General features: G+C 65.4%; 26 protein-coding genes and 1 pseudogene. 12 read left to right on the top strand and 15 right to left on the bottom strand.

Annotated elements, in window-relative coordinates:
- Together ACX80X_RS18295 and ACX80X_RS18290 are read right to left on the bottom strand one after the other, a co-directional pair.
- Nucleotides 1–433: hypothetical protein (locus tag ACX80X_RS18295; protein ID WP_459312973.1), on the bottom strand; the 433-nt coding region annotated here is incomplete at its 3' end.
- 8 nt (nucleotides 434–441) lie between these two features.
- Entirely contained in the window at nucleotides 442–837 is a 396-nt protein-coding gene (locus ACX80X_RS18290; RefSeq protein ID WP_459310404.1) for a cupredoxin domain-containing protein, read from the bottom strand.
- A gap of 244 nt (nucleotides 838–1,081) precedes the next feature.
- Here ACX80X_RS18290 and ACX80X_RS18285 point away from each other — a divergent pair, with 244 nt between their 5' ends.
- Nucleotides 1,082–1,918, top strand: coding sequence for an alpha/beta fold hydrolase (locus ACX80X_RS18285; protein WP_459312971.1), 837 nt, complete (start codon nucleotides 1,082–1,084; stop codon nucleotides 1,916–1,918).
- A 419-nt stretch (nucleotides 1,919–2,337) separates the two neighbouring features.
- On the opposite strand, the gene ACX80X_RS18280 is transcribed toward ACX80X_RS18285, so the two are convergent.
- The gene (locus tag ACX80X_RS18280; protein WP_459309764.1) at nucleotides 2,338–2,802 is read right to left on the bottom strand and encodes a ferritin-like domain-containing protein; all 465 of its coding nucleotides are present in this window, start codon (nucleotides 2,800–2,802) and stop codon (nucleotides 2,338–2,340) included.
- A 243-nt stretch (nucleotides 2,803–3,045) separates the two neighbouring features.
- Between ACX80X_RS18280 and ACX80X_RS18275 the strand changes: the two genes are divergently transcribed.
- Complete coding sequence (locus tag ACX80X_RS18275; RefSeq protein ID WP_459309763.1) at nucleotides 3,046–3,324, top strand: hypothetical protein; 279 nt, start codon at nucleotides 3,046–3,048, stop codon at nucleotides 3,322–3,324.
- Nucleotides 3,325–3,897: 573 nt separating this feature from the next.
- On the opposite strand, the gene ACX80X_RS18270 is transcribed toward ACX80X_RS18275, so the two are convergent.
- Nucleotides 3,898–4,560 carry a TlpA family protein disulfide reductase gene (locus ACX80X_RS18270; RefSeq protein ID WP_459309762.1) on the bottom strand — a complete coding sequence of 221 codons (663 nt, stop codon included), beginning with the start codon at nucleotides 4,558–4,560 and terminating at the stop codon, nucleotides 3,898–3,900.
- Between the two features lie 406 nt (nucleotides 4,561–4,966).
- Here ACX80X_RS18270 and ACX80X_RS18265 point away from each other — a divergent pair, with 406 nt between their 5' ends.
- Genes ACX80X_RS18265 through ACX80X_RS18255 form a run of 3 tightly spaced genes read left to right on the top strand, consistent with a single transcriptional unit; the run spans nucleotide 4,967 to nucleotide 7,874 of the window.
- Nucleotides 4,967–5,308, top strand: a complete 342-nt coding sequence (locus ACX80X_RS18265) for a metal-sensitive transcriptional regulator (RefSeq protein WP_252602594.1) — start codon at nucleotides 4,967–4,969, stop codon at nucleotides 5,306–5,308.
- A 41-nt stretch (nucleotides 5,309–5,349) separates the two neighbouring features.
- The gene (locus ACX80X_RS18260) at nucleotides 5,350–5,580 is read left to right on the top strand and encodes a heavy-metal-associated domain-containing protein (protein WP_252602591.1); all 231 of its coding nucleotides are present in this window, start codon (nucleotides 5,350–5,352) and stop codon (nucleotides 5,578–5,580) included.
- A 26-nt stretch (nucleotides 5,581–5,606) separates the two neighbouring features.
- Entirely contained in the window at nucleotides 5,607–7,874 is a 2,268-nt protein-coding gene (locus ACX80X_RS18255) for a heavy metal translocating P-type ATPase (protein WP_459312969.1), read from the top strand.
- A gap of 183 nt (nucleotides 7,875–8,057) precedes the next feature.
- Here ACX80X_RS18255 and ACX80X_RS18250 read toward each other — a convergent pair whose 3' ends face one another.
- From ACX80X_RS18250 to ACX80X_RS18240, 3 genes are all read right to left on the bottom strand, one after another.
- Nucleotides 8,058–8,396, bottom strand: a complete 339-nt coding sequence (locus ACX80X_RS18250; protein WP_252602585.1) for a zf-HC2 domain-containing protein — start codon at nucleotides 8,394–8,396, stop codon at nucleotides 8,058–8,060.
- Nucleotides 8,397–8,791: 395 nt separating this feature from the next.
- Entirely contained in the window at nucleotides 8,792–10,732 is a 1,941-nt protein-coding gene (locus ACX80X_RS18245; protein WP_252602582.1) for a cytochrome c oxidase assembly protein, read from the bottom strand.
- On the bottom strand, nucleotides 10,729–11,361 hold the full coding sequence (locus ACX80X_RS18240; protein WP_252602579.1) for a copper resistance CopC family protein: 633 nt from the start codon (nucleotides 11,359–11,361) through the stop codon (nucleotides 10,729–10,731). The genes ACX80X_RS18245 and ACX80X_RS18240 overlap by 4 nt, the downstream gene beginning before the upstream one ends.
- A 154-nt stretch (nucleotides 11,362–11,515) precedes the next feature.
- On the opposite strand from ACX80X_RS18240, the gene ACX80X_RS18235 reads away from it, so the two are divergent.
- The 5 genes from ACX80X_RS18235 (at nucleotide 11,516) to ACX80X_RS18215 (ending at nucleotide 15,560) form a co-directional block, all read left to right on the top strand.
- The gene (locus ACX80X_RS18235) at nucleotides 11,516–12,511 is read left to right on the top strand and encodes a cytochrome c biogenesis CcdA family protein (RefSeq protein ID WP_252602576.1); all 996 of its coding nucleotides are present in this window, start codon (nucleotides 11,516–11,518) and stop codon (nucleotides 12,509–12,511) included.
- Nucleotides 12,511–13,191 (top strand): peroxiredoxin family protein, encoded by a 681-nt coding sequence (locus tag ACX80X_RS18230; RefSeq protein ID WP_252602572.1) that lies wholly within the window; start codon nucleotides 12,511–12,513, stop codon nucleotides 13,189–13,191. The genes ACX80X_RS18235 and ACX80X_RS18230 overlap by 1 nt, the downstream gene beginning before the upstream one ends.
- Nucleotides 13,188–13,466: a glutaredoxin family protein gene (locus tag ACX80X_RS18225; RefSeq protein ID WP_252602569.1), complete on the top strand. Its 279-nt coding sequence runs from the start codon at nucleotides 13,188–13,190 to the stop codon at nucleotides 13,464–13,466. Before ACX80X_RS18230 ends, ACX80X_RS18225 begins: the two co-directional genes overlap by 4 nt.
- 754 nt (nucleotides 13,467–14,220) lie before the next feature.
- The gene (locus ACX80X_RS18220) at nucleotides 14,221–14,595 is read left to right on the top strand and encodes a BlaI/MecI/CopY family transcriptional regulator (protein ID WP_252602566.1); all 375 of its coding nucleotides are present in this window, start codon (nucleotides 14,221–14,223) and stop codon (nucleotides 14,593–14,595) included.
- Complete coding sequence (locus ACX80X_RS18215; RefSeq protein WP_252602563.1) at nucleotides 14,592–15,560, top strand: M56 family metallopeptidase; 969 nt, start codon at nucleotides 14,592–14,594, stop codon at nucleotides 15,558–15,560. Before ACX80X_RS18220 ends, ACX80X_RS18215 begins: the two co-directional genes overlap by 4 nt.
- Before the next feature lie 76 nt (nucleotides 15,561–15,636).
- Here the strand turns inward: ACX80X_RS18215 and ACX80X_RS18210 are convergent, their stop codons facing one another.
- The 5 genes from ACX80X_RS18210 to ACX80X_RS18190 form a co-directional block, all read right to left on the bottom strand.
- Entirely contained in the window at nucleotides 15,637–17,013 is a 1,377-nt protein-coding gene (locus ACX80X_RS18210; RefSeq protein ID WP_252602560.1) for a prolipoprotein diacylglyceryl transferase, read from the bottom strand.
- 841 nt (nucleotides 17,014–17,854) lie between these two features.
- Nucleotides 17,855–18,076 (bottom strand): hypothetical protein, encoded by a 222-nt coding sequence (locus ACX80X_RS18205; RefSeq protein WP_252602558.1) that lies wholly within the window; start codon nucleotides 18,074–18,076, stop codon nucleotides 17,855–17,857.
- A complete protein-coding gene (locus ACX80X_RS18200; protein WP_252602555.1) occupies nucleotides 18,073–18,294 on the bottom strand; it encodes a hypothetical protein in 222 nt (73 codons plus the stop codon). The genes ACX80X_RS18205 and ACX80X_RS18200 overlap by 4 nt, the downstream gene beginning before the upstream one ends.
- A gap of 112 nt (nucleotides 18,295–18,406) precedes the next feature.
- Nucleotides 18,407–18,484, bottom strand: coding sequence for an SHOCT domain-containing protein (locus ACX80X_RS18195; RefSeq protein WP_374210055.1), 78 nt, complete (start codon nucleotides 18,482–18,484; stop codon nucleotides 18,407–18,409).
- Between the two features lie 15 nt (nucleotides 18,485–18,499).
- Nucleotides 18,500–18,688 (bottom strand): hypothetical protein, encoded by a 189-nt coding sequence (locus tag ACX80X_RS18190; protein ID WP_252602552.1) that lies wholly within the window; start codon nucleotides 18,686–18,688, stop codon nucleotides 18,500–18,502.
- A gap of 339 nt (nucleotides 18,689–19,027) precedes the next feature.
- On the opposite strand from ACX80X_RS18190, the pseudogene ACX80X_RS18185 reads away from it, so the two are divergent.
- Together ACX80X_RS18185 and ACX80X_RS18180 are read left to right on the top strand one after the other, a co-directional pair.
- Nucleotides 19,028–19,267: pseudogene (locus ACX80X_RS18185) on the top strand (IS21 family transposase); the annotation flags it as partial.
- A gap of 19 nt (nucleotides 19,268–19,286) precedes the next feature.
- Nucleotides 19,287–19,640, top strand: coding sequence for an MFS transporter (locus ACX80X_RS18180; RefSeq protein WP_252602549.1), 354 nt, complete (start codon nucleotides 19,287–19,289; stop codon nucleotides 19,638–19,640).
- Between the two features lie 157 nt (nucleotides 19,641–19,797).
- Here ACX80X_RS18180 and ACX80X_RS18175 read toward each other — a convergent pair whose 3' ends face one another.
- The 3 genes from ACX80X_RS18175 to ACX80X_RS18165 all read right to left on the bottom strand — a co-directional run bounded on the left by ACX80X_RS18175 (nucleotide 19,798) and on the right by ACX80X_RS18165 (nucleotide 21,908).
- Nucleotides 19,798–20,622 (bottom strand): sulfite exporter TauE/SafE family protein, encoded by an 825-nt coding sequence (locus tag ACX80X_RS18175; RefSeq protein WP_252602547.1) that lies wholly within the window; start codon nucleotides 20,620–20,622, stop codon nucleotides 19,798–19,800.
- Nucleotides 20,623–20,906: 284 nt separating this feature from the next.
- Nucleotides 20,907–21,557, bottom strand: coding sequence for a cation diffusion facilitator family transporter (locus ACX80X_RS18170; protein ID WP_252602544.1), 651 nt, complete (start codon nucleotides 21,555–21,557; stop codon nucleotides 20,907–20,909).
- Nucleotides 21,558–21,908 (bottom strand): ArsR/SmtB family transcription factor, encoded by a 351-nt coding sequence (locus ACX80X_RS18165; RefSeq protein WP_252602542.1) that lies wholly within the window; start codon nucleotides 21,906–21,908, stop codon nucleotides 21,558–21,560.
- Between the last annotated feature and the right edge of the window lie 215 nt (nucleotides 21,909–22,123).

Raw genomic sequence — 22,123 nt, 5'->3', positions numbered from 1 at the left:
TCCCTGATCCCGACTGGTTCTTGTGCAGCAGGGCGTACCCGGCCACCGCCAGGGCCCCGGCAACCGCTTCGGCGACCGCCGATAAAACCTTGGCCGCGTACCAAACCGGCTCATACATCGACGGCAGCGGCCCAATAGCCGGGACCTGGACATACCTGTACAGGATGACCGCGACCAGGGACGACAGGCCCACTGCTGCGGCGGCCGCGAAAGCGGCGCGTGAGCCCGTGACCAGCACAAACACCGCGGCCAGGACAGCGGCTCCGGCCTGGACCAGAAACAGGGTCCCTTGCCCGAGACCGCCCGGCGCGGCCTGCTGATAGCCCGGGGCGAGCTGGACATGGATCACGGCACTGACCACCAGGCCCGCCGCGACACCGACACGCAGCACCCACAGAAACCGTGAATGCGGTTTCAGTTCCGACCGACTCATTTCTCGGTTCATTTCACGACCAGCGTCCCGGTCATCTGCGGATGAAAGCTGCAGATGATCCCGTGCTCACCGGCCGCGTCCGGTGCCTGGAAGATCACCGTTGCGCCGCCCGGGACCTCGATGTCGAACCCTCCCTTGTCCTTGGCGGTTAGCGTGTGCGGGGCGCTGTCCGCGTTCGTCACCGTCACCATCGCTCCCGGCTTCACCGATGCCGGAACCTCATACGCGAAATCCCGGATGGTGATAACCCCTTCGGCCGCCTGCGTCGACCCATCAGCTGATGGGGCAGCGGAGTTGGCGTCGGGCGGCGGGGCGGAAGAGCCCCCTTCCTGGGCTGCGCAGCCGGTGATGGCCGCTAACGACACGGCTCCGCCGCGGCCAAGAATACGGTTGATCGTTCTCATGACAATCCCCTTCAAAAGGGATGTTGTCCTCCACCCGCCGGACGGCGCGCCCATCAGGAAACCACCCCACACACTCTTATTCGTCACCCCTGTCCTGAAGGACTGCCCGACCGGGACTGGCGGAATAACCAACCCAATTGGCTCGATGATGTCCGAAGGAAGTTCTCTGATTTGAAAGACAGCATGCTTACTACCTGTGTAGGCTGGCCCCATCCGGCACGATACAAGCATCGAAGGGTGAGTCATGACCGAAATCACTGCACATCACGGATTGTTTAAGGACACCAACCTGCACGTGGATGACACCGGCGGCCAGGGTCGGCCGGTGGTCATGATTCACGGGTGGCCGCTGTCCGGGGAAGCGTTCCAGGCCCAGATACCGGCCCTGCAGGGAGCCGGATACCGGGTCATCACCTATGACCGGCGCGGCTTCGGGCGCAGCGACAAACCAGTGTCCGGCTACAAGTACGACACCCTGACCGAGGACATGCGCGCCCTGCTGGAGCAGCTTGACCTGAACGACGTCACCCTGGTCGGGTTCTCCATGGGCGGCGGAGAAGTCGCCCGCTACTTCAGCCGCTACGGCACGGAACGGCTCCGCAGCGTGGTCTTCGCCTCCGCGGTCCCGCCCTACATGATGCAGACCGAGGACAACCCCGAAGGGCCCCTGACCAAGGAGGCGGCCGCGAAGATGGCCGCTGACCTGACCAAGGACGAGGACGAGTTCTACGACGGATTCACCCGCGAGTTCTTCTCCGTCAACGGAGAACTCAAAGTCAGCGAACAACAGCGCCAGGACGCCGTCGCGTTGTGCAAGCAGGCGGACAAAAAAGCAGCCCTCGCGTGCATGGCCGCCTTCGGCGGCACCGACTTCCGAGAGGACCTGCCCAAAATAACGGTTCCGGCACTCGTGCTCCACGGAGACGGCGACGCCACCGTACCCTTCGAAGGATCCGGTCAGCGCACCCACGCCGCCCTTCCCGGCAGCGAACTGCGCGTCATCACCGGAGCCCCCCACGGATGCAACGTAAGCCACCCCGACGAATGGAACCAAGCCCTTATCCAGTTCCTGGCGAAGTAGCCTCAACACATCCGAACCGCCTTCACCCGCTGCCGGGTGGGGCTGCCCGGGCACAGGAGGTGCCCGGGCGGCACGCCTTCACCCGGCAGGCTGACGCGTTCGGAGGCCGGAGCTGAGGTTGACTGTTCCAGGGCTCACTGTTGCGAACATAAGGACGTCGAGCACCATGGAAGGGGCGGGAGGGCTGCGATCAGGGCCGCAACGATCAGGCCCGCCCAGCAGACCTGGCCCTGGCCCGGGCAGGGTGAAGACCGGGATCATGCTCTGGGCCGATCGTCGAGCCGAGACAGATGACGGACGCATCATATATGCCCAGCCGACGCCGTCCATACGAAAAGGACTCAGCGACCCATGCTCAGCTGCCCGACTGACGACATGCTGTTGCCCGCCGCCGTTGAGGTCCGCGGCGGCTTATCGCCTCAGGATGAATGCGCCTCAGCTGCCGCCGCTCCTGTGAGCTTTCCGTTGACGCCGGCGGGGAAGAACCCGCCGGATTTGACCGATTCCGGGGTCAGGTAGGCGATGTTCAGGACCTGCGCGGGGGTACGGCTGAACGCGAGAGCGTTGGCGTCGGCCGGCACGAGGTTGGCTACCTGGGCGGTTCCGATGCCCTGATCGAGGTCCGATGTGCCGTCCAGGCTGTCGCGGGCGTTCGAGATGGCCTTTGCAGGTGCCTGCAGGTCCCGGGCGTACATGGTGGTTCTAATGATGCCCGCGTGGTGAGCCTCCACGGCAAGGATCCCGGCGGCCGCCTCGAGATAGGTCTTGTTGTCGATGAACGGGGCAGCACCCTTATAGGCGGTGACGCCGACGTCTTCAAAAATGAACGCCCCGAGCAGGAAACTGGTTTCGTCCGTGAACGGGCTGAAGGTCTGCCCGGCCACGTAGGCATCTACGTCGGCAACGGCCAGGTCCTCAGCTCCGGCCTGAACGGCAAGAACGAAACCGCCGTCCGCTCGGTCAGGAACCCGCTCCCGCCCTTGGGATCTCCCTGGCGTAGTGAAGCGGGCCGCCCGGGGTCATTTGAAAAAGTACATACGCACCCTGGCTACTATGTCACGTAGTAAATAAGCTACTATGTCATTTAGTAACTAAGCTATTTGTCAGGTAGTAAATCGAAGGGATTCATGATGTTGGTACGTACTTCCGTAGTGGTGGCCGCAACGGCAGCCGCACTGGCTGCAGGGGCCGTCATAGCAGGACCGGCGGTTGCGGCCGCAACCCCGCGCCCACCAGTTGTGGCTTCCGAAGAGGGCAACCCGGGCATGGAGCGCATGCACGAACTCATGACCGAGGGCAACCCCGGCATGGAGCGCATGCACGAACTCATGACCGAGGGCAACCCCGGCATGGCGCGAATGCACGAACTTACGATGACCCCCACCGACGCCACTGGACGCAACTGACGATGACCAGGGCGTTGCATGCAGTACCACTGCTGGGTGGCACTGTGGCCGTCGGGCTGCTGATGTCGTTCATGAAAGGCTAAAGGGACGCTTCCTCGGACGACTCCGCCGCCCCGGACGAGGCCCAGCACCTTCGCTTAGAGACCGAACGCAGCCGCGACGCCGAACCGCTGGACGTCGACACCACTCGTAATGCCGTCGATCCAACTGATGAATACGTGATTTGACGCCCTAGACCAAAGTTGCACGGGGCCTGTGGGTCGGAATCGTTGGGATTCCGACCCACAGGCCTTTCTTGTATCAACATTCGTTAGCCGCTAAAAAGATTACCTATCGAACACGCCCAGATGTCCGAACGGACCCGGGACGGGCTGCCGCCGCCGGGCGCTGGGCCGGAAAGCCGTCAGAAACCAAAACTCGGGCCCCGCCAGGTCAAGCTGGCCCGCAATCTACCGGCACTCCGGCGCAACCGGCGATCCTGCGAATGCCACGCATCGCATGTCTTGCCCGCGGACCCCACCACCGGCAGACTCCGCCGGCGCATTCGCTCAGCTCACGCGGGTAAGCGATTTCTCACGCCGGCTCAGCGATGGCGTCGGTGAGAAGGGCCTTCAGGGTGCTCTTTTCGGCCACTCCCAGGATCCTGGCGGCCACGCGCCCCTGCTTGTCAATCACCAGCGTCGTGGGCACGGCCTGCGGCGGAACGTACTGGCTCATGGCCAGCAGCACCGTGCCGGACTTGTCCAGCACGCTCGGATAGCTGATGCCAAAGGACCGCTCGAACGCCTCCCCTGTCGGAGCCTCGTCGCGGATGTTGACGCCATTGAAGACGACGCCCTTCGAGGTGAACTCCTGATGCAGGGATTCCAGAGTGGGGGCCTCGAGGCGGCACGGCGCACAGGCGGCGTACCAGAAGTTGAGCACGGCCACCTTGCCGCGGAGGTCCGCGGAGGTCAGCTGAGTTCCGTCCATCATCGGCACATCCAACTCAATGGGCGCCCCTCGGAGTGCGGCCGAATACTCGGTCACTGACCCGTCGCCGGCCACGTAGTTCTTGTTATCTCCCGCCTCGGCCTGCTGAGCCAACGAGCCGTTGGCTGCGGCGCAGGAGCTGAGTGACAGGCCCAAAACGAGCGCTGCGACGGCTGCTCCAAGCACCCGGTGTGTCTTTGGCCCCCCGGTCCTGACACCTGGGCGGGCTGTTTGCTTCGGCGTATCTCTTGGGGAAGGACTCATCATTTGCTTGCTGCACCCTCACGTTCACGAACTCGGCCCCTGGGCATCCGGCCTGCACCGCCGATGCCCGCCGGCGTCCATTCGGCCGGGCGAGACACAACACTTCTACTAGGCTATATAGTAATACATGTCCGGCATCCGTCCCTCCCCCCTGAGGGCGGATGTCGGCTCCTCGGGTTCAGGATCAGTCATCCGTAATGGTGCCTGCACGCCCATACGAGGCAGGCGGGGCGTGGATCACCGAGATACGGAAAGTGCGCTGGATGCCCGTAGGAGGCGTTCGGGATGGCGACTCCGAGCACGTAACCCCACCTGCGAACCGCTGCTAGATACCCCTAGGGGGTACTTGACCAATACCCCCTAGGGGTATATTCTGGGTCTAGTCATCCGTTCCGAAGGGAAAACAATGAGTGACCGGCATTCCGCAGACCCCGCTGCGGGGCCAGGACAGGCCGCATGGGGATACTCGCCCCACAAGGCCGCTTACCTGCTCCGGCTCAAACGCATCGAGGGCCAGGTGCGCGGCATTGCCCGCATGGTCGAAGAGGATAAGTACTGCATCGACATCCTCACGCAGGTTTCGGCGGTGACGAAGGCCCTGCACGCCGTCAGCATCGGCCTCATGGAGGAACACCTCGCGCACTGCGTGGCCAGCGCCGCCGCAGAGGCTGACACAGCCACAAGAAACGACCAAATCGACCTCAAAGTCCGCGAAGCCTCCGGCGCCATTGCACGGCTGCTGCGCTGACGTCGAGCTACCCACCACCACCGCCCTCCGAGGAGCATTCCATGTCCCCCGTCACAACCACCCTCAACATCCCCGGAATGACCTGCGGCCACTGTGTGGCTTCTGTCACGGAAGAGCTTGAAGCGCTGGAGGACGTCACCAGCGTCACCGTCGAACTGAACAAAGGCGGGATCTCCCGGGCCGCCGTCACCTCCGGAAGCAGACTTCCCCCGGCACGGCTTGCAGAAGCCGTGGCCGCGGCTGGGTACTCCGTCGTCTCCGGCGACGCCTAGGACCACCTTTCAACAGAGGATCGATCATGAGAACCGAAGAACTCCTTCACCAGCCCCGGACACGGATCATCGAGCTCGACATAGACGGCATGACCTGTGCCTCCTGCGTGGGCCGGGTGGAGCGCAGACTCGGCAAGCTTGAGGGCGTCAAGGCATCGGTGAACCTGCCGCTGGAGTCAGCGCATGTGTCCGTGCCGGAGGGGATCAGCGATCAGCAGATCTTGGACGCCGTGAAATCGGTCGGCTACGCGGCGCGCGCGAAGACGTACGGAAGCGCGGTACCGTCTGCCGGTGTCCCGGCGGAGCTGGACCGTCCGACCGCCCCCGGAGGGCCGCGCCGCCGCAGCAAGCCGGACTTGCTGTTGCTCCTCCGGCTGGTGGTTGCCGCGGCCCTGACCGTCCCGGTCGTGCTGATCGCCATGGTTCCGCCTTTGCAGTTCCCGAACTGGGGGTGGGTCGCCGGGGCGCTGACGCTGCCTGTCTGGGCGTGGTCGGCGTGGCCGTTCCACCGTGCAGCGGTCATCAACGCCCGCCATTTTGCCTCGACGATGGACACTCTGGTGTCCATCGGTGTCAGCGCCGCGTTCATGGTCTCCACCTACCTGCTGTTCACCAACCCGACGCTGACGGAAGACCCGGCCCACGGCGGCCACGTTCCGCTGTACTACGAAGTCACCGCTGTGGTCATCACCTTCCTGCTGCTGGGCCGCCACCTGGAGGCCAACGCCAAACGAAAAGCAGGCGACGCGCTCCGGGCCTTGCTGGATCTGGGAGCCAAGGACGTCACCGTGATCCGTGACGGTGAAGAAATCCGCATCCCCGTTGAAGATCTCGTCCGCGGAGACGTGTTCCTTGTCCGGCCCGGGGAAAAGATCGCAACGGACGGCGTTGTCACCGACGGTCACGGTGCCGTCGACACCTCCCTGATCACCGGTGAATCACTTCCCGTCGAAGTGGTTCCCGGCGACACTGTCACGGGAGCGACAATCAACACTGACGGCCGGCTGCTCGTGCGCGCCACGAGGATAGGCAGCGAGACCACACTGGCCCAGATGGGCCGGCTGGTCAGCGAGGCCCAGGGCGGCAAGGCCCCGATCGCCCGCCTGGCTGACCGCATCAGCGCCGTCTTCGTTCCCATCGTCCTGGGAATAGCCGCCCTGACCTTCACCCTCTGGGCAGTCGTGGGCCAGGACGTGCAGGGCGGACTCCTGGCGGCTGTGGCTGTCCTCGTCATCGCCTGCCCCTGCGCCCTGGGGCTGGCCACGCCGACAGCTTTGCTCACTGGCACCGGCCGGGCGGCGCAGCTGGGCATCCTCATCAAGGGCCCTCAGGTCCTTGAGGACACCCGCACCGTGAACACCGTCTTGCTTGACAAGACAGGCACCGTTACCACCGGCAAACTCGCCGTCAGCAGGATCATCAGCCTCGGAGAGATGGGCCAGGACAAGGAACTGCACCTGGCCGGCTCGGTCGAAGCAGCCAGCGAACACCCCGTTGCCCGCGCCATCGCCGACGCCGCCAAGAGCCACACCCCGCTCGCCGCGGTCTCGGGCTTCCGGAACGCCGCCGGCGGCGGCGTCCGCGGAACTGTTAACGGGTCCCTCGTGATCGCCGGCAAGACCGGCTGGCTGGAAGAGAACGGCGTTTTTCCCAGCGTTGCGGAGACAAAAAGGCTCCATGAGGAGCAGGCCTCCGGCGCCACTGCCATCTGGGTCGCCGTGGATGGCAGGGTAGAGTGCATCATCAGCCTGCAGGACTCAGTTAAGGAAGGGTCGGCGGCCGCGATCGCCAAACTCAAGACCTTGGGATTGCGGCCGATCCTGCTCACCGGAGACAACGCGGCCGTCGCGGCCGCCGTGGCGGCCCAAGTGGGGATCGCCCCGGGAGACGTCTTCGCTGACGTGCTCCCCGAGGGCAAGGTGGACGCGGTCAGGAAACTACAGAACTCCGGCGCCACTGTCGCCATGGTCGGCGACGGCGTCAACGACGCCGCCGCCCTGGCCCAGGCGGATCTGGGAATCGCGATGGGATCAGGGACGGACGTGGCCATCGAGGCCGCCGACCTGACCGTCATGGGCAGTGAGCTCGCCCAAGTCGCCACCGCCATCGAACTTTCCCGGAAGACGCTGTCGACCATCAAAGCCAACCTGTTCTGGGCGTTCTTCTACAACACCATCGGCATCCCCATCGCAGCCCTGGGCCTGCTGAACCCGATCATCGCCGGCGCCGCCATGGCGCTGAGCTCCGTCCTTGTCGTCGGCAACTCCCTCCTCCTCAGGCGGTTCCACCGATAGGAGTGCCAGCAAACATCCTGGTGCACCCACGCTCTGATCCCCCGCACGGTGCAGGGCAATGACTCGATCCCAAACTCCTGGGGTCCGCCGCCCCAGCCTGTGGCCGGCAGGCGCGCATCCCGCGGCTGCCGGCCTCCTGGCACGTCCCGGCCGGGAGGAAACGCAGTCCGAAAATTCAACCGGCTAGCGCCTACCTGAACGGGCATTGGCGTCGCTGCCACAGTTCGCCGCGCGAAGGCCCATCACAAGACCGGCAAGGAGCAGACGAGTCTCCCTCGGGAACTTCGCCGCGAGCCTGCCAAACAAATCACTCTGTGCGCTGCGCCGCCCGATGGCTTGTGCCTCCTCCGGCGCCAAGGTGTCCAGCAGCTTAGGCAATCCGGCGAATTCTGCCACGTCGGCTGAGCACTGTGCGCATTCGGCCAGATGCGTCTCATATTCGCGCCGCTCCCCGGGAGTGAGGGAGCCCAGGACATAGACGGCAGCCCAATGCCGGTACGTATCTGCCTCGTTCATATTCATGCCGTGAAAACCTTTCTCGGTAACTTGCAGCGCGTCAGTACGGGCCCCCGCCGGACTGCAGGGCTGCTTCCACAAATGATTGGCGCGGCCGTCCATCAAGCATGGTCCCGGCAGGCTATTCCCTGCTGTGGACCTCGTCGGCCTCTTCGCATGTCGCCTGGGCGCTGCTGCCCGGCGACGCTCTGGTTAAGCGACAGCAGCCGCTCTTTCCGGTGAATCAGCACTTCACCTCCTGCCACTAAAACGAACGCGGAGCGGTCATTGGTTCACATGGCTCCGAACTGTCATCGACGGATGATGGGGGACCAATGACCGGCTACTACGTGACCGGGCGATGCAGAAGTATTGTGCCGATGAAGCCCGGCAGCGCTGACCTTCCCTCCGCAGAGGCGGGATCAGCCGCGCCTCTGGGGCCCGATCGCTTCTTTGGCAGGCCGATCAGCGTTTTCCGGTGGTGTTGGTAGTGGATTGCGGGACGTAACGGCAGGCTGCAGGACAGCCACGCCGAGCGCGAGCAGCGGCACCAGGGCTGACCCCCATAGCACCTCACCCGCGGTGCCTTGCTGCGCTGTAGCGGAGTAGTTCCACAATGACTGGATGTAGGCATACCATTCATCGCCGTGCATGCCGCCGGCCATCACCGCCACTCCCGCTCCGGCGTGTACGGTCGCGGCCGCCGCCAGGACCCACATGACGGCGCTGCCGGCGGTGCCCGTCGCGCGGTCGCGTGACTTGAGCAGGGCAGCGGCCAGATTCAGTCCGGCGCCCAGGGCCGAGGTCATGGCTGCGAGTCTGAAGGGGTTGTTGCTCAGGGACAGCTGCAGCACGGGGGTGAACCAGTATCCGGCCACAAAGACGGCGTACAGGGCCAGGGCCGGCATCGGCCGGCCGATCCAGAGCATCGCGCGGGATTTCAGAAACACGGCAGCCCATTCCCGCAGGCCGCGGCTTCCGTCCGTGCGCCGGGGGAGTGTGGTGCCGGCGAGGATCCCGGGACGGCCCAGGAGGAGCAGCACGGGGACTGTCAGGCCGACGATCATTTCTCCGAGCACGTGCATACCCGGCAGTAGCCGGCCGTAGACGGCCGGTGCGCCGCTGGTGGCCCATGCCAGGAATACGCAGCCCAGCAGCCAGAAGAACGTGCGGGTGCGCGGCCACGGCCCGGTGCTGCGGTTCCACCGGGCGACTGCGGTCAGGTATCCGGCGACCAGCAGCACGGTCACAGGTGCCCAGACGACGTCCGCATGCCACTGGGTCAACCACTCGGCCGCGCCCAGCCATGGCGGCAGTTCGGAGCCGAGAAAGGACTCGGCGGTGCTCTGCACGGGGCTGGTCGCAAACGGTGAAGTGCGGCCCAAGGCGACCGCCAGACCCACCGTGACGGCCATCAGGGCCAGCTCGGCGCCGGCAAGGCGGACGAAGCTCGCCATGCGGTGCGGATTGCTTTCCAGGGCCCGGATGGTGCGTGCCCGGTGCAACCAGCCGGCGAAGCCGAGCAGGACCAGGGCCGCAGACTTGAGCACCAGGAGCACCCCGTACGCGCTGCCCAGAAGGTCGGCGCCATTCAGCCGCAGCACCGCACTCCAGAGGCCCGAGAGCAGCACCAGGAGGAAGCACCATCCGGCCAGCCGGGAGTAGCGGCGGACCGAGACTACGAGGTCGCGGCCCATCTGTTGGCGCAGGACGTACATGGCGGCCAGGCCGCCGACCCAGATCGTCGCGCCGATCAGGTGAAGGGCCAGCAGGTTGACGGCGTCCTCGTGGTTGGAGGCCCCATGGGCGGTCACCGTCAGCGGGAACAGCGCGCCCAGGGCCAGCAGCGTGCACACGCCGGCCGTCGTGGTGCGGGTTGCCAGCCACGCTCCGGTGGTTGCGGTCGCTGCCAGCAGGACATTTACAGCCAGCGAGCGGCCGAGTGCCAGGTCGAAGATGAAGGACGTGACTGCATCGAGGGAGGCTCCCGGGCCGAACGGGTCGGTGCCGGCCATATCGGCGTAGGAGAAGGTCAGCGCCGCTGTGCCGGTGAGAGTCCACACGCTGCCCGCGATGGCGGCGTAGAACATGGCCCGCGAAGCAGACGGGCCGAGACTGCCGGGCCGGTCCGGGTCCTGCGGCAGCACGGTGGCCGCGAGGGCAAGAAAGCCGATCGTCACGGTCGCCGCCACATCATGAAGGGCACGGGATGCCGGCAGTGCCCACCGGGTCAGATCCCCGGGGTCCGGAAGGCCGGGCGAGGGCGCTTCCATGGCGCCGACCAGATTCAGGACAAAGAGGGCCGTGATGGGAACAAGCAGGACCAGGGCACCGGCAAATGCGGCGCGGGCAAAACGGCTCACTGGCGTCCGGACCTCTGCGCCCGGAGGGCGAACAGCCAGAACACGCCGGCCACGGCCAGCGTCACCGCGGAGAGCAGACCCACAGTCGGCCATGGGAACGGTTCCGGGGCGTCCGGCACCGCCTGCTGCGCGGGGGCGCCGGCCCCGGCCGCGGACGATTTCCCGGGTTCGGTGGGTTGTGTAACGGCTTGCGGCGCCGCGGGTGCTGACGGAGCGGATGCAGTAACAGCGAAGGTCAGGGCCCCCTCCACCGGGTGACCGTCGGCGGCCACCGTCCGGTAGGTAATCTTCCACGGCTCGGTGCTGCCTTCGGGCTGACGGCCGGCGATGCTGGCAGGGACCGGGACAACGACGTTTTGCTCGGTGATTTCCGTTGCCAAGGTGGCCGGCGCGCCCGACCCGACAGCCAGGGTCACCTTCGTGAACTGGGCCTGAATGCCCTCAGCGAAGACCAGACTCACCCGGGTCGGGGCGGCGGGCAGTTGCGTGTCCGGGGCCGGGTCGCTGCTCTGCAGATAGGTGTGCGCCGATGCCGGCGCTGCCGGAATCACCGTCGCCGCCAGTCCCAGCAGGAGGGCCAGGAGTACTGTCTCCCGGCGGGCGCGCTTGCGCCCCGCGTCGTGTGGCATGGCCTTCTTTTCCCTGTCAGTCGTTCGGGGACGGACCCTACCGTCCTGCCCGGAGGCATATCGAAACATCGTGTACTACTATACTCAATAGTAATTGCTACTATGTTCAATAGTACTTCAGTGGCGACCCGACTATTCCGATTGGAGCTGGTCCATGGAGCAGGTTCTGCTCTCCACAACCATCCTCGCGTCGTTCCTCGGCGGCATTGTGGCGCTGATGGCGCCGTGCTGCGTCTCGGTGATGCTTCCCGCGTTCTTCGCCTCCAGCTTCCGGCGCCGCAGCCGGATACTGGCCATGACTCTCGTTTTTGCGGCGGGCGTCGGAACAATCATCCTGCCCATCGCTTTGGGTGCGGCGGCCATCAGCCGGGTGCTGTTCGGCTACCACATCTGGATCTTCAGCACTGTGGGCTTGGCGATGATGGCCGTCGGAGCCGCCACCCTGGCTGGCTGGAAGATGATGCTGCCGATGCCCTCCGGGCGCGGCGGCGGCACAGGCATCGGATCGGTTTACGGGCTGGGTGTCTTCTCCGGCGCGGCCAGTGCCTGCTGCGCACCGGTCCTGGCCGGCGTGGCCGCACTGTCCGGCGCCGCTTCTTCCTTCCCGGCTGCGATGGCTGTCGGTGTCGCCTACGTGTTCGGCATGGTGGCCCCGCTGTGTGTCCTGGCCCTGGTGTGGGACAAAAAGAACTGGGGTGCGAGCCGGCTGCTCTCGGCCCGGACCGTCCCGCTGTGGCCCGGCGCGGCAAGGCGTGTGCCGCTGGTAACACTGCTCTCAGGCGCCCTGATGATCGCCATGGGCCTGATCACGGTCATCATCGCCATCCAGGGCCCGGGAATGGCTCCGGACGGGTGGCAGGTGGAAGTCACCGCCGCCCTCAACCACGCAGCGTCCAACATCGAAGAGTTCCTTGCGTTCGTGCCCGGCTGGCTCTCAGCCGCCGCAGTATTTACGGTCTTTGGCGTTCTGGTCTGGAAGGCCGTCCGGCGCAGGAAGCCCTCAACCGCCCCCACGGCCGGCGGCGCCGTCCCGGCGGGATCCTGCACCGCCTGCCCCTCTGAGCCGGACAGCAACGACGGCCCTGGAACGTCAACACAGACATCGTCCCCTGAAGGGGACCACCCCGCACCCATAAAGGAGACCAGCTAATGGCATCGACCAAAACCGACCGGCGCCCCGCCAACAACCCAAAAAGCCGGCCGAAGCGTCGGGGCCTGCTCTGGGGCGGTATTGCCGCCGGCATCGTGGCGGTCCTGGCCGCCGGCATTCTTCTCATCACGACCAACCAGCCGACCGCCACCACAGGGGGGCCGGCGCAGTCTTCCGCTGCGGGCTACGCGATCGGCAACCCAGGACCGGGCGCCCAGGCCCCGGGCTTCTCGCTGCCCTCAACCTCCGGCAGCACCGTGAACCTGAGCGACTACCGCGGCAAGACAGTGCTGCTGTACTTCCATGAGGGTCTGGGCTGCCAGCCGTGCTGGGACCAGATCCGCGACCTGGACGCGGCCCGGCCGGAGCTGAAAGCAGCCGGGATCGACCAGCTCCTGACCATCACCAGCGGACCGGTCAACCTCATCGCCCAGAAAATGGACGATGACAAGCTCTCCGCCATCGCCCTGGCCGACACCCGACTGGACATCTCCCGCACGTACGAGGCCAATAAGTACGGCATGATGGGCGATTCCCGCGACGGACACAGCTTCATCCTGGTCGGGGCGGACGGAACCATTCAGTGGCGGGCGGACTACGGCGGAGCCCCCGACTACACCATGTACGTTCCGGTCAACAAGCTCCTGTCCGACCTTCTCAATGGAAAGACAACCAAGTGACCGATCCGCAAACGACAGACATCACCATCCTCACCAAGGCCTCGTGCGCCTCCTGCGTGCAGGCCAAGGAGGTCCTCTCCGGGCTGCGCCAGGACTACTCCCTGGAGATCCGCGAGGTCAGCCTGGAGACCGAAGAGGGACGTGAACTCGCCGGCCGGACCGGCGTCGTCTTCGCGCCCGGCATCCTGATTAACGGGAAACTGTTCAGCTACGGACGGTTATCGGAAAAGAAACTCCGCCGCCACCTCACGCACCCCCCGCCCCCCGTTCAATAAGCCGCATCTGGCCGGAGGAGCAGAGGAGCAGCCAGAAGGAGGCCCCGGCATGTGACTGGCCCGCCTACAGGGCTCAGAGAACGGCAAGCCCTCGTGGCGGAAATGCGGCCCAAACAGCAGCGGCAGGAATTGCGGAGGGCGCTGGGATCTACGGAACCGCGGCCGTTTTCATCCTTGCCCTGGCGGCCGCGGTGCAGGAATAGTCCAGACCACTACTGGAGCGTCCCGGCCAATCAATGGGCGTCCAAAGCTTTGGCGGGCTGGCCGAAACCTCTCCGCCAGCGGGCCGCCCTACCCGCAGACACCGCCGATCGGCGGGGAACCTGCACCTTGATGGCTCAGTTGCGGGACCTGCACCCGGCCGGTCAGCCCTTGGCCAGTGGTGCACTCCCTCGGAACACGGCGCCGTCTGGCTCATCTACTGCCCGGACCTGCGGAAAGGAGCAGATCGACGTACTGGCCAAGACGTATTGGCCAAGCAGGCGGCAGCGGGCTGCCGAGCCCTTTCCCGGGCCTTCAGTCAGCGGTGGTGGCCGGCGCTTGGGGCAAGCAACTGATGCTGGAGAGCGCCGGTTACCCCCACCTGCAGGCGGGTCCTGAAGTCACACCTTCAGGGCCTGCAGACTCCGGAGCCCGGCCGGCATCCAGGGCTGAGCCCCACTGTCCGCTAAGAAACCGCGCCGGTGTCCCTCTGGGATACTATGGAGGATAGTTCAGTGCGGCCGCCCTGGCCGGACTAAGAAAGGCTCGTCCCGTGGTGCGTCAGCTCGGAGAACTCGAAAAGTTGGTCATGGACCGGGTGTGGTCCTGGGATCATCCTGTTGCCGTGCGGGAGGTCCTTGAAGACCTCCAGCGCGACAGGGTCCTGGCCTATACGACGGTCATGACCGTCATGGACAACCTGCACCGTAAGGGTGTGCTCACACGGCAGAAGGACGGGCGGGCCTATATGTACCGTCCCGCGCAGACCCGCGAACAGCACACGGCTGCCTTCATGAGCGAGGTCCTGGCCGGCAGTGCTGACCGGGAGGTGACCCTGCTCCATTTCCTGGAGCAAATACCCCCCGAAGAAGCAGCCCGCCTGCGCCAGGCACTGGGTGGACACGCCCCGGACGGAAGCGCACAATGATTGCCCCGGTCGTCCTGACCCTTCTCGCCGTGGTGCTTGCCGTGTTTGGCCCGATGCTGCTGAAGCGAAGCAGCTGGCTGGAGCGCGCCCCGCGGATCGGCATTGCCGCGTGGCAGGCCCTGAGCATCTCCCTGCTGTCTACGGTCGTGCTCGCTGGGCTGGCCCTGGCTGTTCCCGTGATTCCCTGGACGACAGACCTGGCACAGCTCGTCCGCGCCTGCGCGATGGCCCTCCTGGAGCAGTATTCCACCCCGGGCGGTGCCATTGTCAGCACAACCGGCCTCGTCGCCGCCGGCGCCGTACTGGCCCGGGTTGGTTACAGTCTTGCCAGGGGCCTGACGAATGCTGCCCGGAGCAGAAGGCGGCAGCTGGAGGCACTGGCCATGATCGCCAGCCCGCACGAGAACCTGGACGCGCTGGTCATCGAGCACACCGCCCCTGCCGCCTACTGCCTTCCCGGGCGGAACAGCCAGATCGTTCTGACCAGTGCAGCCCTCTCGGCCCTGGACCCGAATCAGCTCGACGCGGTGCTTGCCCACGAACGCGCCCACCTGAGCGGACGCCATCACCTGATACTCGCAGCGGCCGATGCCCTGCTGCACGCCTTCCCCGGAGTTCCCGCGTTCCGCGAGGCCCGCGCTGCGCTCGGACGTCTGGTGGAGATGCTGGCCGACGACGACGCCGCGGAAAGCAGTGACCGCCTGACCGTGGCCACGGCCCTCGTCCGCCTGGCCGAGCGCAGCACGACCCCCGCGGCGGCCCTGGGCGCCGGCAGCGAGGCTGCCATGAGCCGTGTCCGGCGCCTCGTCGCCCCGGCCCGTCCTCTGGGCACGGGACGCACTGTTGTGGCAACGATGGCAACGGGCGCCATCCTGGCCCTGCCTATGTTCTTCGCCATTGTCCCGGCAGCCGCCGCAGGGACCATGCCCCCCTGCCCGGTGGACGGCATTTCGACGGCTGCATAACGCCCGGGCTGCGGATGGTCGGGTGCGCCCCCGGCACCGTACCCGCTCCTCAAGCGGCGGGTACGGTGACCGCTGATCAGGATGTGGCTGCCAGCAGGATGACGGCACCCAGGACGAGGATGCACACCGCGATCGTCAGTGTCCGTCCCCACAGGGTCCTGGAGTCCTCGCGTAGCGGGAACAGCAGTTGCCGGCCGAGGGTGTAGGCGGTCACGGTTGTGATGAAGACCAGTCCTGGAATGTTCGGCGGCCCCGCCAGCATGAAGGGCAGCGACCCGAGTCCGATCAGCAGTGCCAGGAATGCCTCGTACAGCTGGACAGGGTGCCTGCGGCGGCCCAGCCGCCTGTCGGAGGACCATAGTCCCCACCGTGAGGCGGTGGGGCGTCCGGCGCAACAGCCTGTGAAGAAACAGCCGGGCCGTCCCAGTGCCATTCCGAAGAAGAGTCCGGCCGCCGTTGCATCGAGGATTCGCCCCACGGGCAGGCCAAAGATCAGCGAACCGACAATGACGGTGGCCAGTGCGCCGGCCAGAAAGCCCTGGATGCAGGCACCTGCCTGAAGAAAATTACCCAGCGGCTGGCGTTTCAGCGCCAGCCACCAGAGCCGCGCGCCCACTCCTCCCACGGTATTCGCAAGTACTGTCAGCCAGAGCGCTCCAACAGGGTCAATGCCCTGCAGTGTCAGGAAAATGGCCTGGAGCACTACGGCCAGGATGGCACCCGAACCCACCAACAGCGGCCACGAGGCGAGATTGACGCCTGGTCCTTGGGCGAGGGCGGCAAACCGGGTCTGAACTGTCGAGGATGCCGGCGCCGTCCCTGGCAGCGCTGTGCGCGCGGCGGGTGATGCTGCGCGCTCGGCCCGGGGAACAGGTGACAATGTGAGGTTCCAGGTGCCCGCGCGGATGCCGGTCACCCGCGATGTGACCGCGATCCGACCGGTTCCGGGCATGATGGAATCCACGTCTTCGTACGTCTCGAATTGTTCGGGAGGTGCTCCGGGTTCGCTGGCGGCCCTGGTGCCGGAGAACCGCACCGACACGATTTCTGGGCCCTCCCACGTGTCGGTGTCGATCCAGTACGTCCCCGCCAGCCCCTGCGGGTCCAGGCTGTCGAAGAATCCGCGGTGATCCTTGTCTGCGGTGGGAGCCGGGACTGAGTCTGCGGGCGGAGCCGGCACAGGCGCGACCGTCGAAGCCGTCGCGGACGCGGCCGCCATGCGCAGGGCAGGGCGTGGCGCAGTTTTCGGGAAGGGATGGGGGCTGCGTGGTGCGTCGGCGGGTTCGTCCGTCCGTCCCCGTGCCCCGGCGGGCGCGCTCTGCCTGGCGGCTACGGCTGCGACGATGTCGATTCCCCCGGGATGGCCGGGAACGGGACGGGGTGCCCCGCGGGGATGGTTCGTGGTGGCCTCGTACGGCCTCTTTTTTACCGGCCTGTGCTGTTTCTTGGTCATGGTGAAAACGTGTCCTTTAAAATGATGGGCCGGGAATTTTTCGCTGTTAGGGTCCCGGAAGGGTTGGCGGGTTGCCGCAGAGGGGCAATTGCGAGATCAGTTGGGAACTGACGACTGCCGGGGCAGGCCGGAATGAACGCGGCGGCCAGGGCAGCGGGACCATCTGCGGGCAGCAAAGCCACGGCGGACGGATCTGGATGGGGGCTCTATGTCCGGCTGATCGAAAGCTGCGTCAGAGACGGTGTGCTTGGGGGGCGTGTCCGGATAACCCGTGTCGCCCCGGGAAGCGCGTGCGGAGCGGCCATTGCGCGGGAGATCGGCGTCGCGTCAGCCAGCTGGGCCAACTGGGCCGGCTGGGCCTGGTCCCGTGCGCTGGCGGGGACAGGAATGTCACTGGCGCACGGTGCAATCGGAGCGGGTGCGGCAGCCTTCTCGCTTCCCGGGGCGGTGCATGATTCGTCCGGAGCCGGTGTCGCCGCTGCTGATTGCACGGCGGGAAGAGGTGCCGCCGCAGAGCCCGGCACCGCGGAGAAGTCGGTGCCGGACGGAGGAAAGTTTGTGGCACACACAAAAGAGAGGGCCAGCGCGATCAGGACCAGCAGCGCCGAGGCTGCAGGGGTCAGCCGCTGTCCTGCCAGCCGGCGCCTGGATGGACCCGCCGAGCGGGCGGCCGTCACCGCAGGCCCTTGCCGACGGCGAGCCCCGCGGGCCTGTCAGGGTCAACGGGCGGGAAAGGACCAGTCGCGGGGCACAGAGCGGCAGAGGCCAAGCCAAAACAGCTCCGCGGCTTAGAACCGGACATGGAGTTTCCTTGCGGTTAGGGGGGCGGTGGCTGGCCGGGCTACTTGGTTTCCGGCATTGCCGACTGCGTGCGCAGGGCGGTGATCTCGGCTTTAAGGCGCGCAGCTTCCTCTGCGGCCGCGGGGTCCTGGCACGCCGTGCCGCTACCGGAGACCGTCTGGCCCATAGCGCAGCTGCCCTTGCGCATGGGCCGGACGCAGAAGAAGTAAGTTGCTCCAAGAGAGAGCAGCAACACCATGAGGGCGATGACGGTTCCCGTCATCGGGGTCCCTTGTCGGCAGCGCCGCTTTCATGAGCGAGGCTCTGGCCCGCGCGCAGCCTGTCAAGATCTGCTCGCAGCTGGGCGAGTTCGGCCGCGGACGCTTCAGTAGGGGCGGCATCTCCTGACGTTTTTTTGCCCGAACGCATCATCAGCCACATCATCGCGCCCATGCCCAGGGGGCAAGCCAAAACTGCCAGGCCGTAGAAGATTTGTTCCATTGTTGTGCTCCTCGAGTCAGTGATTGATAAAGACGTTCTACTACGTTACATAGTAGTCCATGCGGGCTGCAGTCGTCGAGTGCTTGCGTCCCGCCGAACCTCGCCCGACCCCTTACGGACCGTCCAGCACGGTAAGGCGCCGCCTGAACTCCTCGTCGTCAATGTCGCCCGCCGCGAAGCGCCGCCGCAGGATCTCACCGGCCTCCTACCCTCCGCCCCCGACCCCTCCCTGCGCGGCGGGCGCCCGCCGGACGAGCCAGGCGACCAGCAGCGCCACGGACGCCACGGCGGCCAGCACCAACATCAGGGCCAGAATGCTCCATGTAAGGGACCAGCCGCCCATCATGGAATTCCCGTTCCAGCCGCCCATCATTCCGTCGCCGTAGCCCATCATCCCGATCTCACTCTCTCTCGCGCTGCAGTTGCCATCACTATAATACTATTCCCCATAGTAGATGGGAAGAAGCAGCATGCGCACGTCGGGTTGGAAAGCAGCAGCAGCCGGCGCCGAAGCGGTGCCGAGGCAGGTTTCACCGGCCGCGGGATCCGTGCTTTGCGGTGATTCGCTGTAGCGGCCCAGTGAATATGTCAGTCTGATCGGAGCCCACCAGGACGGCCCGAACGGTACCCACCTAAGCGAGATACCGGACCTGATGACGGCTTGAATGGTACCCACCTGTTGAGCGTTGATTCCATCAATATCGGGGTCAGGTGCAGGAGGGCCGGGATGTAGTTGTTCGCGAGTATCCGCAGGGACGCCAGAATCGAGGGCGCGTCGATCCGGGAACTTGCGCGCAGGCACCACGTGGCGAGAAAGACTGTGCGGAAGGCTTTGAACTCCCCACTACCGCCGGAGCGAAAATCTCCGGTACGGTCCTTGCCCCGTCTCGATCCGTTCAAAGCAGCGATCAACGCAATGCTCATCGAAGACACCACGGCGCCGCGGAAGCAGCGCCATACCGCCCGCCGGCTGGCTCTATGACCGGATCGGGTTGAAGGTACTCCTTGCTCTTCCGGTACTCGCCGCGGCCGTCCCGTGGCTCGGTTTCAGCAACAGCACGCCGCTGGCAGTCATGGGAGTGCTGCTCTGGGGAGCCGCAATGGGCGTTCAGGAAAGCACCATGCGGGCCGCCGTCGCCGAGCTGGCCCCGGCAGGAAGGCGAGGCAGCGCCTACGGCATCTTCACCGCCTGCTACGGCATTGCCTGGCTGGCCGGAAGCGTACTCATCGGGGTCCTCGACGAGCAGTCCGTCTTCGCCCTCGCCGTCACCCTGACCACCATCCAGGCCGCCGCCCTGGCCATATTCATCGCCGTCAGGCCCCATCGGGCTGCAAACGGCGCCTAATCCAAGACCTTGTTCTGATGTGAACCCCGCAAGTTGGAGTCGCAGCAAAATCAAGGATTTACCCGAGGGCTTGGAAGAGGGAGGTCCTGTCCGGTGCAGACCTCATTCGTGATCCGGGTGGATTCAGTCCCCTTCGAGAGAGCCTGCGGAAATGTTGCTAGCCGTGGCTCCAGACTTTGATCGAGGACAGCAGCAGGAGCAGGACGAGGAGGGGAATGAGGACCACGCTGGGAACAATTCCCAGCAGGAGACCGCCGACCACGGTCCCGCTGATCGAACCCAGGGTCATCGCAACGAGGAAGGGCTTGTTCTGCCCCAGGACGGAGAAGCTTTTGTCTCTGCTGAAGCGGGCGAACGCTACGAGCATCGTGGGAAGTGAAACGGCCAGGGACAGGCTTCCTGCGATCTTGATGTCGGTGCCAAAGAGCAGGACGATCGTGGGGATGAGCAACTCCCCGCCGGCGACGCCCATCAGGGCCGCCACGATGCCGATGATGATCCCGGCCGCGATGCCCAGCACGGTCCTGGGGGCCGGGGCAATGTTGAGCGGGTCCATCGCGAAGAAGTGGGTGACGAAGAGCAGAGCCGCGATCAGCACGAGCAACACCGCGATCACGCGGTAGAGCGTTTTGGATTTGAGCCGGGTGGCCCAGTGCGCCCCGATCCAGGCACCGAAAAGACTTCCGGCCAGGAGGTTCAGGACAATGAACCAGTAGGGCGAGAGCTCGCCGAGGGGAACGCCGACGAGGCGGGCCGGCAGGGCCGTGATGACCACGATAAGGCTCATGGCCTTGTTCATGATCACAGCCTGCAATGCGGCGAAGCCGAAGACCCCAATGAGCAGGGGCAGCCGGAATTCGGCACCGCCCAGGCCGATCATGCCGCCCAGGACACCGATGATGGCACCGGCGAGGAAGACCAGGGCCAACAACTGTTGTCGTGCCGGCCCTGGTGGTAACAGCGGCAAAGCAGTGCTTTCCATGCCTAGAAATTATCAGCTTCACGCCTTTAGACATGGCGCCCGGAATTGGTGCTGACACATTCGTGAAGCTTTTGCCCTGGCAGAACTGCCTCAACCCTGCCAGCAGCTTGATGTACGAAAGGAGGGCCCCGCCAATTCAGCGGGGCCCTCAGCGCAGCTATCGTAACCGGCCGGCGTCAGCAGCACGCGTTGCCGCATTCCTCCGGCGAGCAATTACCGTCCTGGCAGCAATCATTCATGTGAGATCACCTCCTCCCTCTGGGAACTCTGCGGGGAAGCCTTGTTCAGTCATCGTCATCGTCGTCTTCGACGAGTTCGCCCTCCCAGGCTTCTTTGCCTTCGTGGATGGCGAAGGCCGCGATGATGAACCCGGCCACGGGATCGAGCCAGGCGGCGCCGGTGAGCATAAAGATTCCAACACCGAGCAGGGTGGAGATGCTCAGGAGCACGCAGATTTTCGTTTCGGCCGCGTCGGCAAGGATCAGCTTGTCGTTCAACCTGGTCCCGACGCGCCTTTTCATTACGGCAAGGAACGGCATCACGATCAGAGACAGCACCAAGATCCCGATGCCCAGGGGTGAACTTTCCGGGGCCTCCCCGCCCACCAGAGACCGGATGCCTTCGAAGACGACGTAGGCGGCCAGGATGAAGAAGCTGACGGCTACCAGCCTAAGGGCCAGGCGTTCCTTGCGTTCGTCCGCATGGCCGTGACGGAGGCGGGCCGCGAGCCGAATCCCCACCAGGACCGCGGCGATGGATTCAATGCCCGAATCAATGCCGAAACCGACCACGGATACCAGGCCTGCCAGCACGCCGGCAGTGACCGCGATGATGCCTTCAACGACGTTGTAGCCGACTGTGAACTGGGCCAGGCGCAGCCCTTTGCGAGTGAGCTGTTCGGTATCTTCGGCGGTAAGGGTCGCTGCCGTGTCCACCTACTTCCCTCCTGCTTCCGGAGTGCCGTAGTTGGAGCAGAGCGCGACCTTGTATCCGGTGGCGGCCAGCAGTTTCTCTGCCGAGGCCAGGGTATCGATCAGCTCCGGCCGGCTCAGCACGTAGAAAGTCTGGCGTCCTTCAGGACGACCCTCCACCAAGCCGCAGTCCCGCAGGCACGCCACATGGGCAGAAACCGTGGACTGCGCCAGCGCGAGGTGTTCCACCAGATCACTGACGCGCTGCTCGCCCTGGGCAAGCTGCTGGATAATCGCCAACCTGGCAGGGTCCGCCAGGGAACGGAACAATGCGACAGCAGGGGAAACGTCGGGCTTGCACTCTTGAATCGTCACACGCCGATAATATCGTTAAACAACGATCAATAGTAGCGGGGCTGCCGGGCATAACTCATGAGAAGTGGGTCGGGCTGCAAAGAGAGCTTGTTCACTTCCTCGACCGCAGCTGACATCCCATATCCCGGCCGATTCAAGCTCTGATTGATCAACGCTCACAGGTGGGTGACCATTCAAGCCGTCATTAGGTCCGGTATGTCGCTTAGGTGGGTACC

The organism is Pseudarthrobacter sp. MDT3-1, from assembly GCF_054510755.1.
This window is presented reverse-complemented; position numbering and strand designations above follow the sequence as displayed.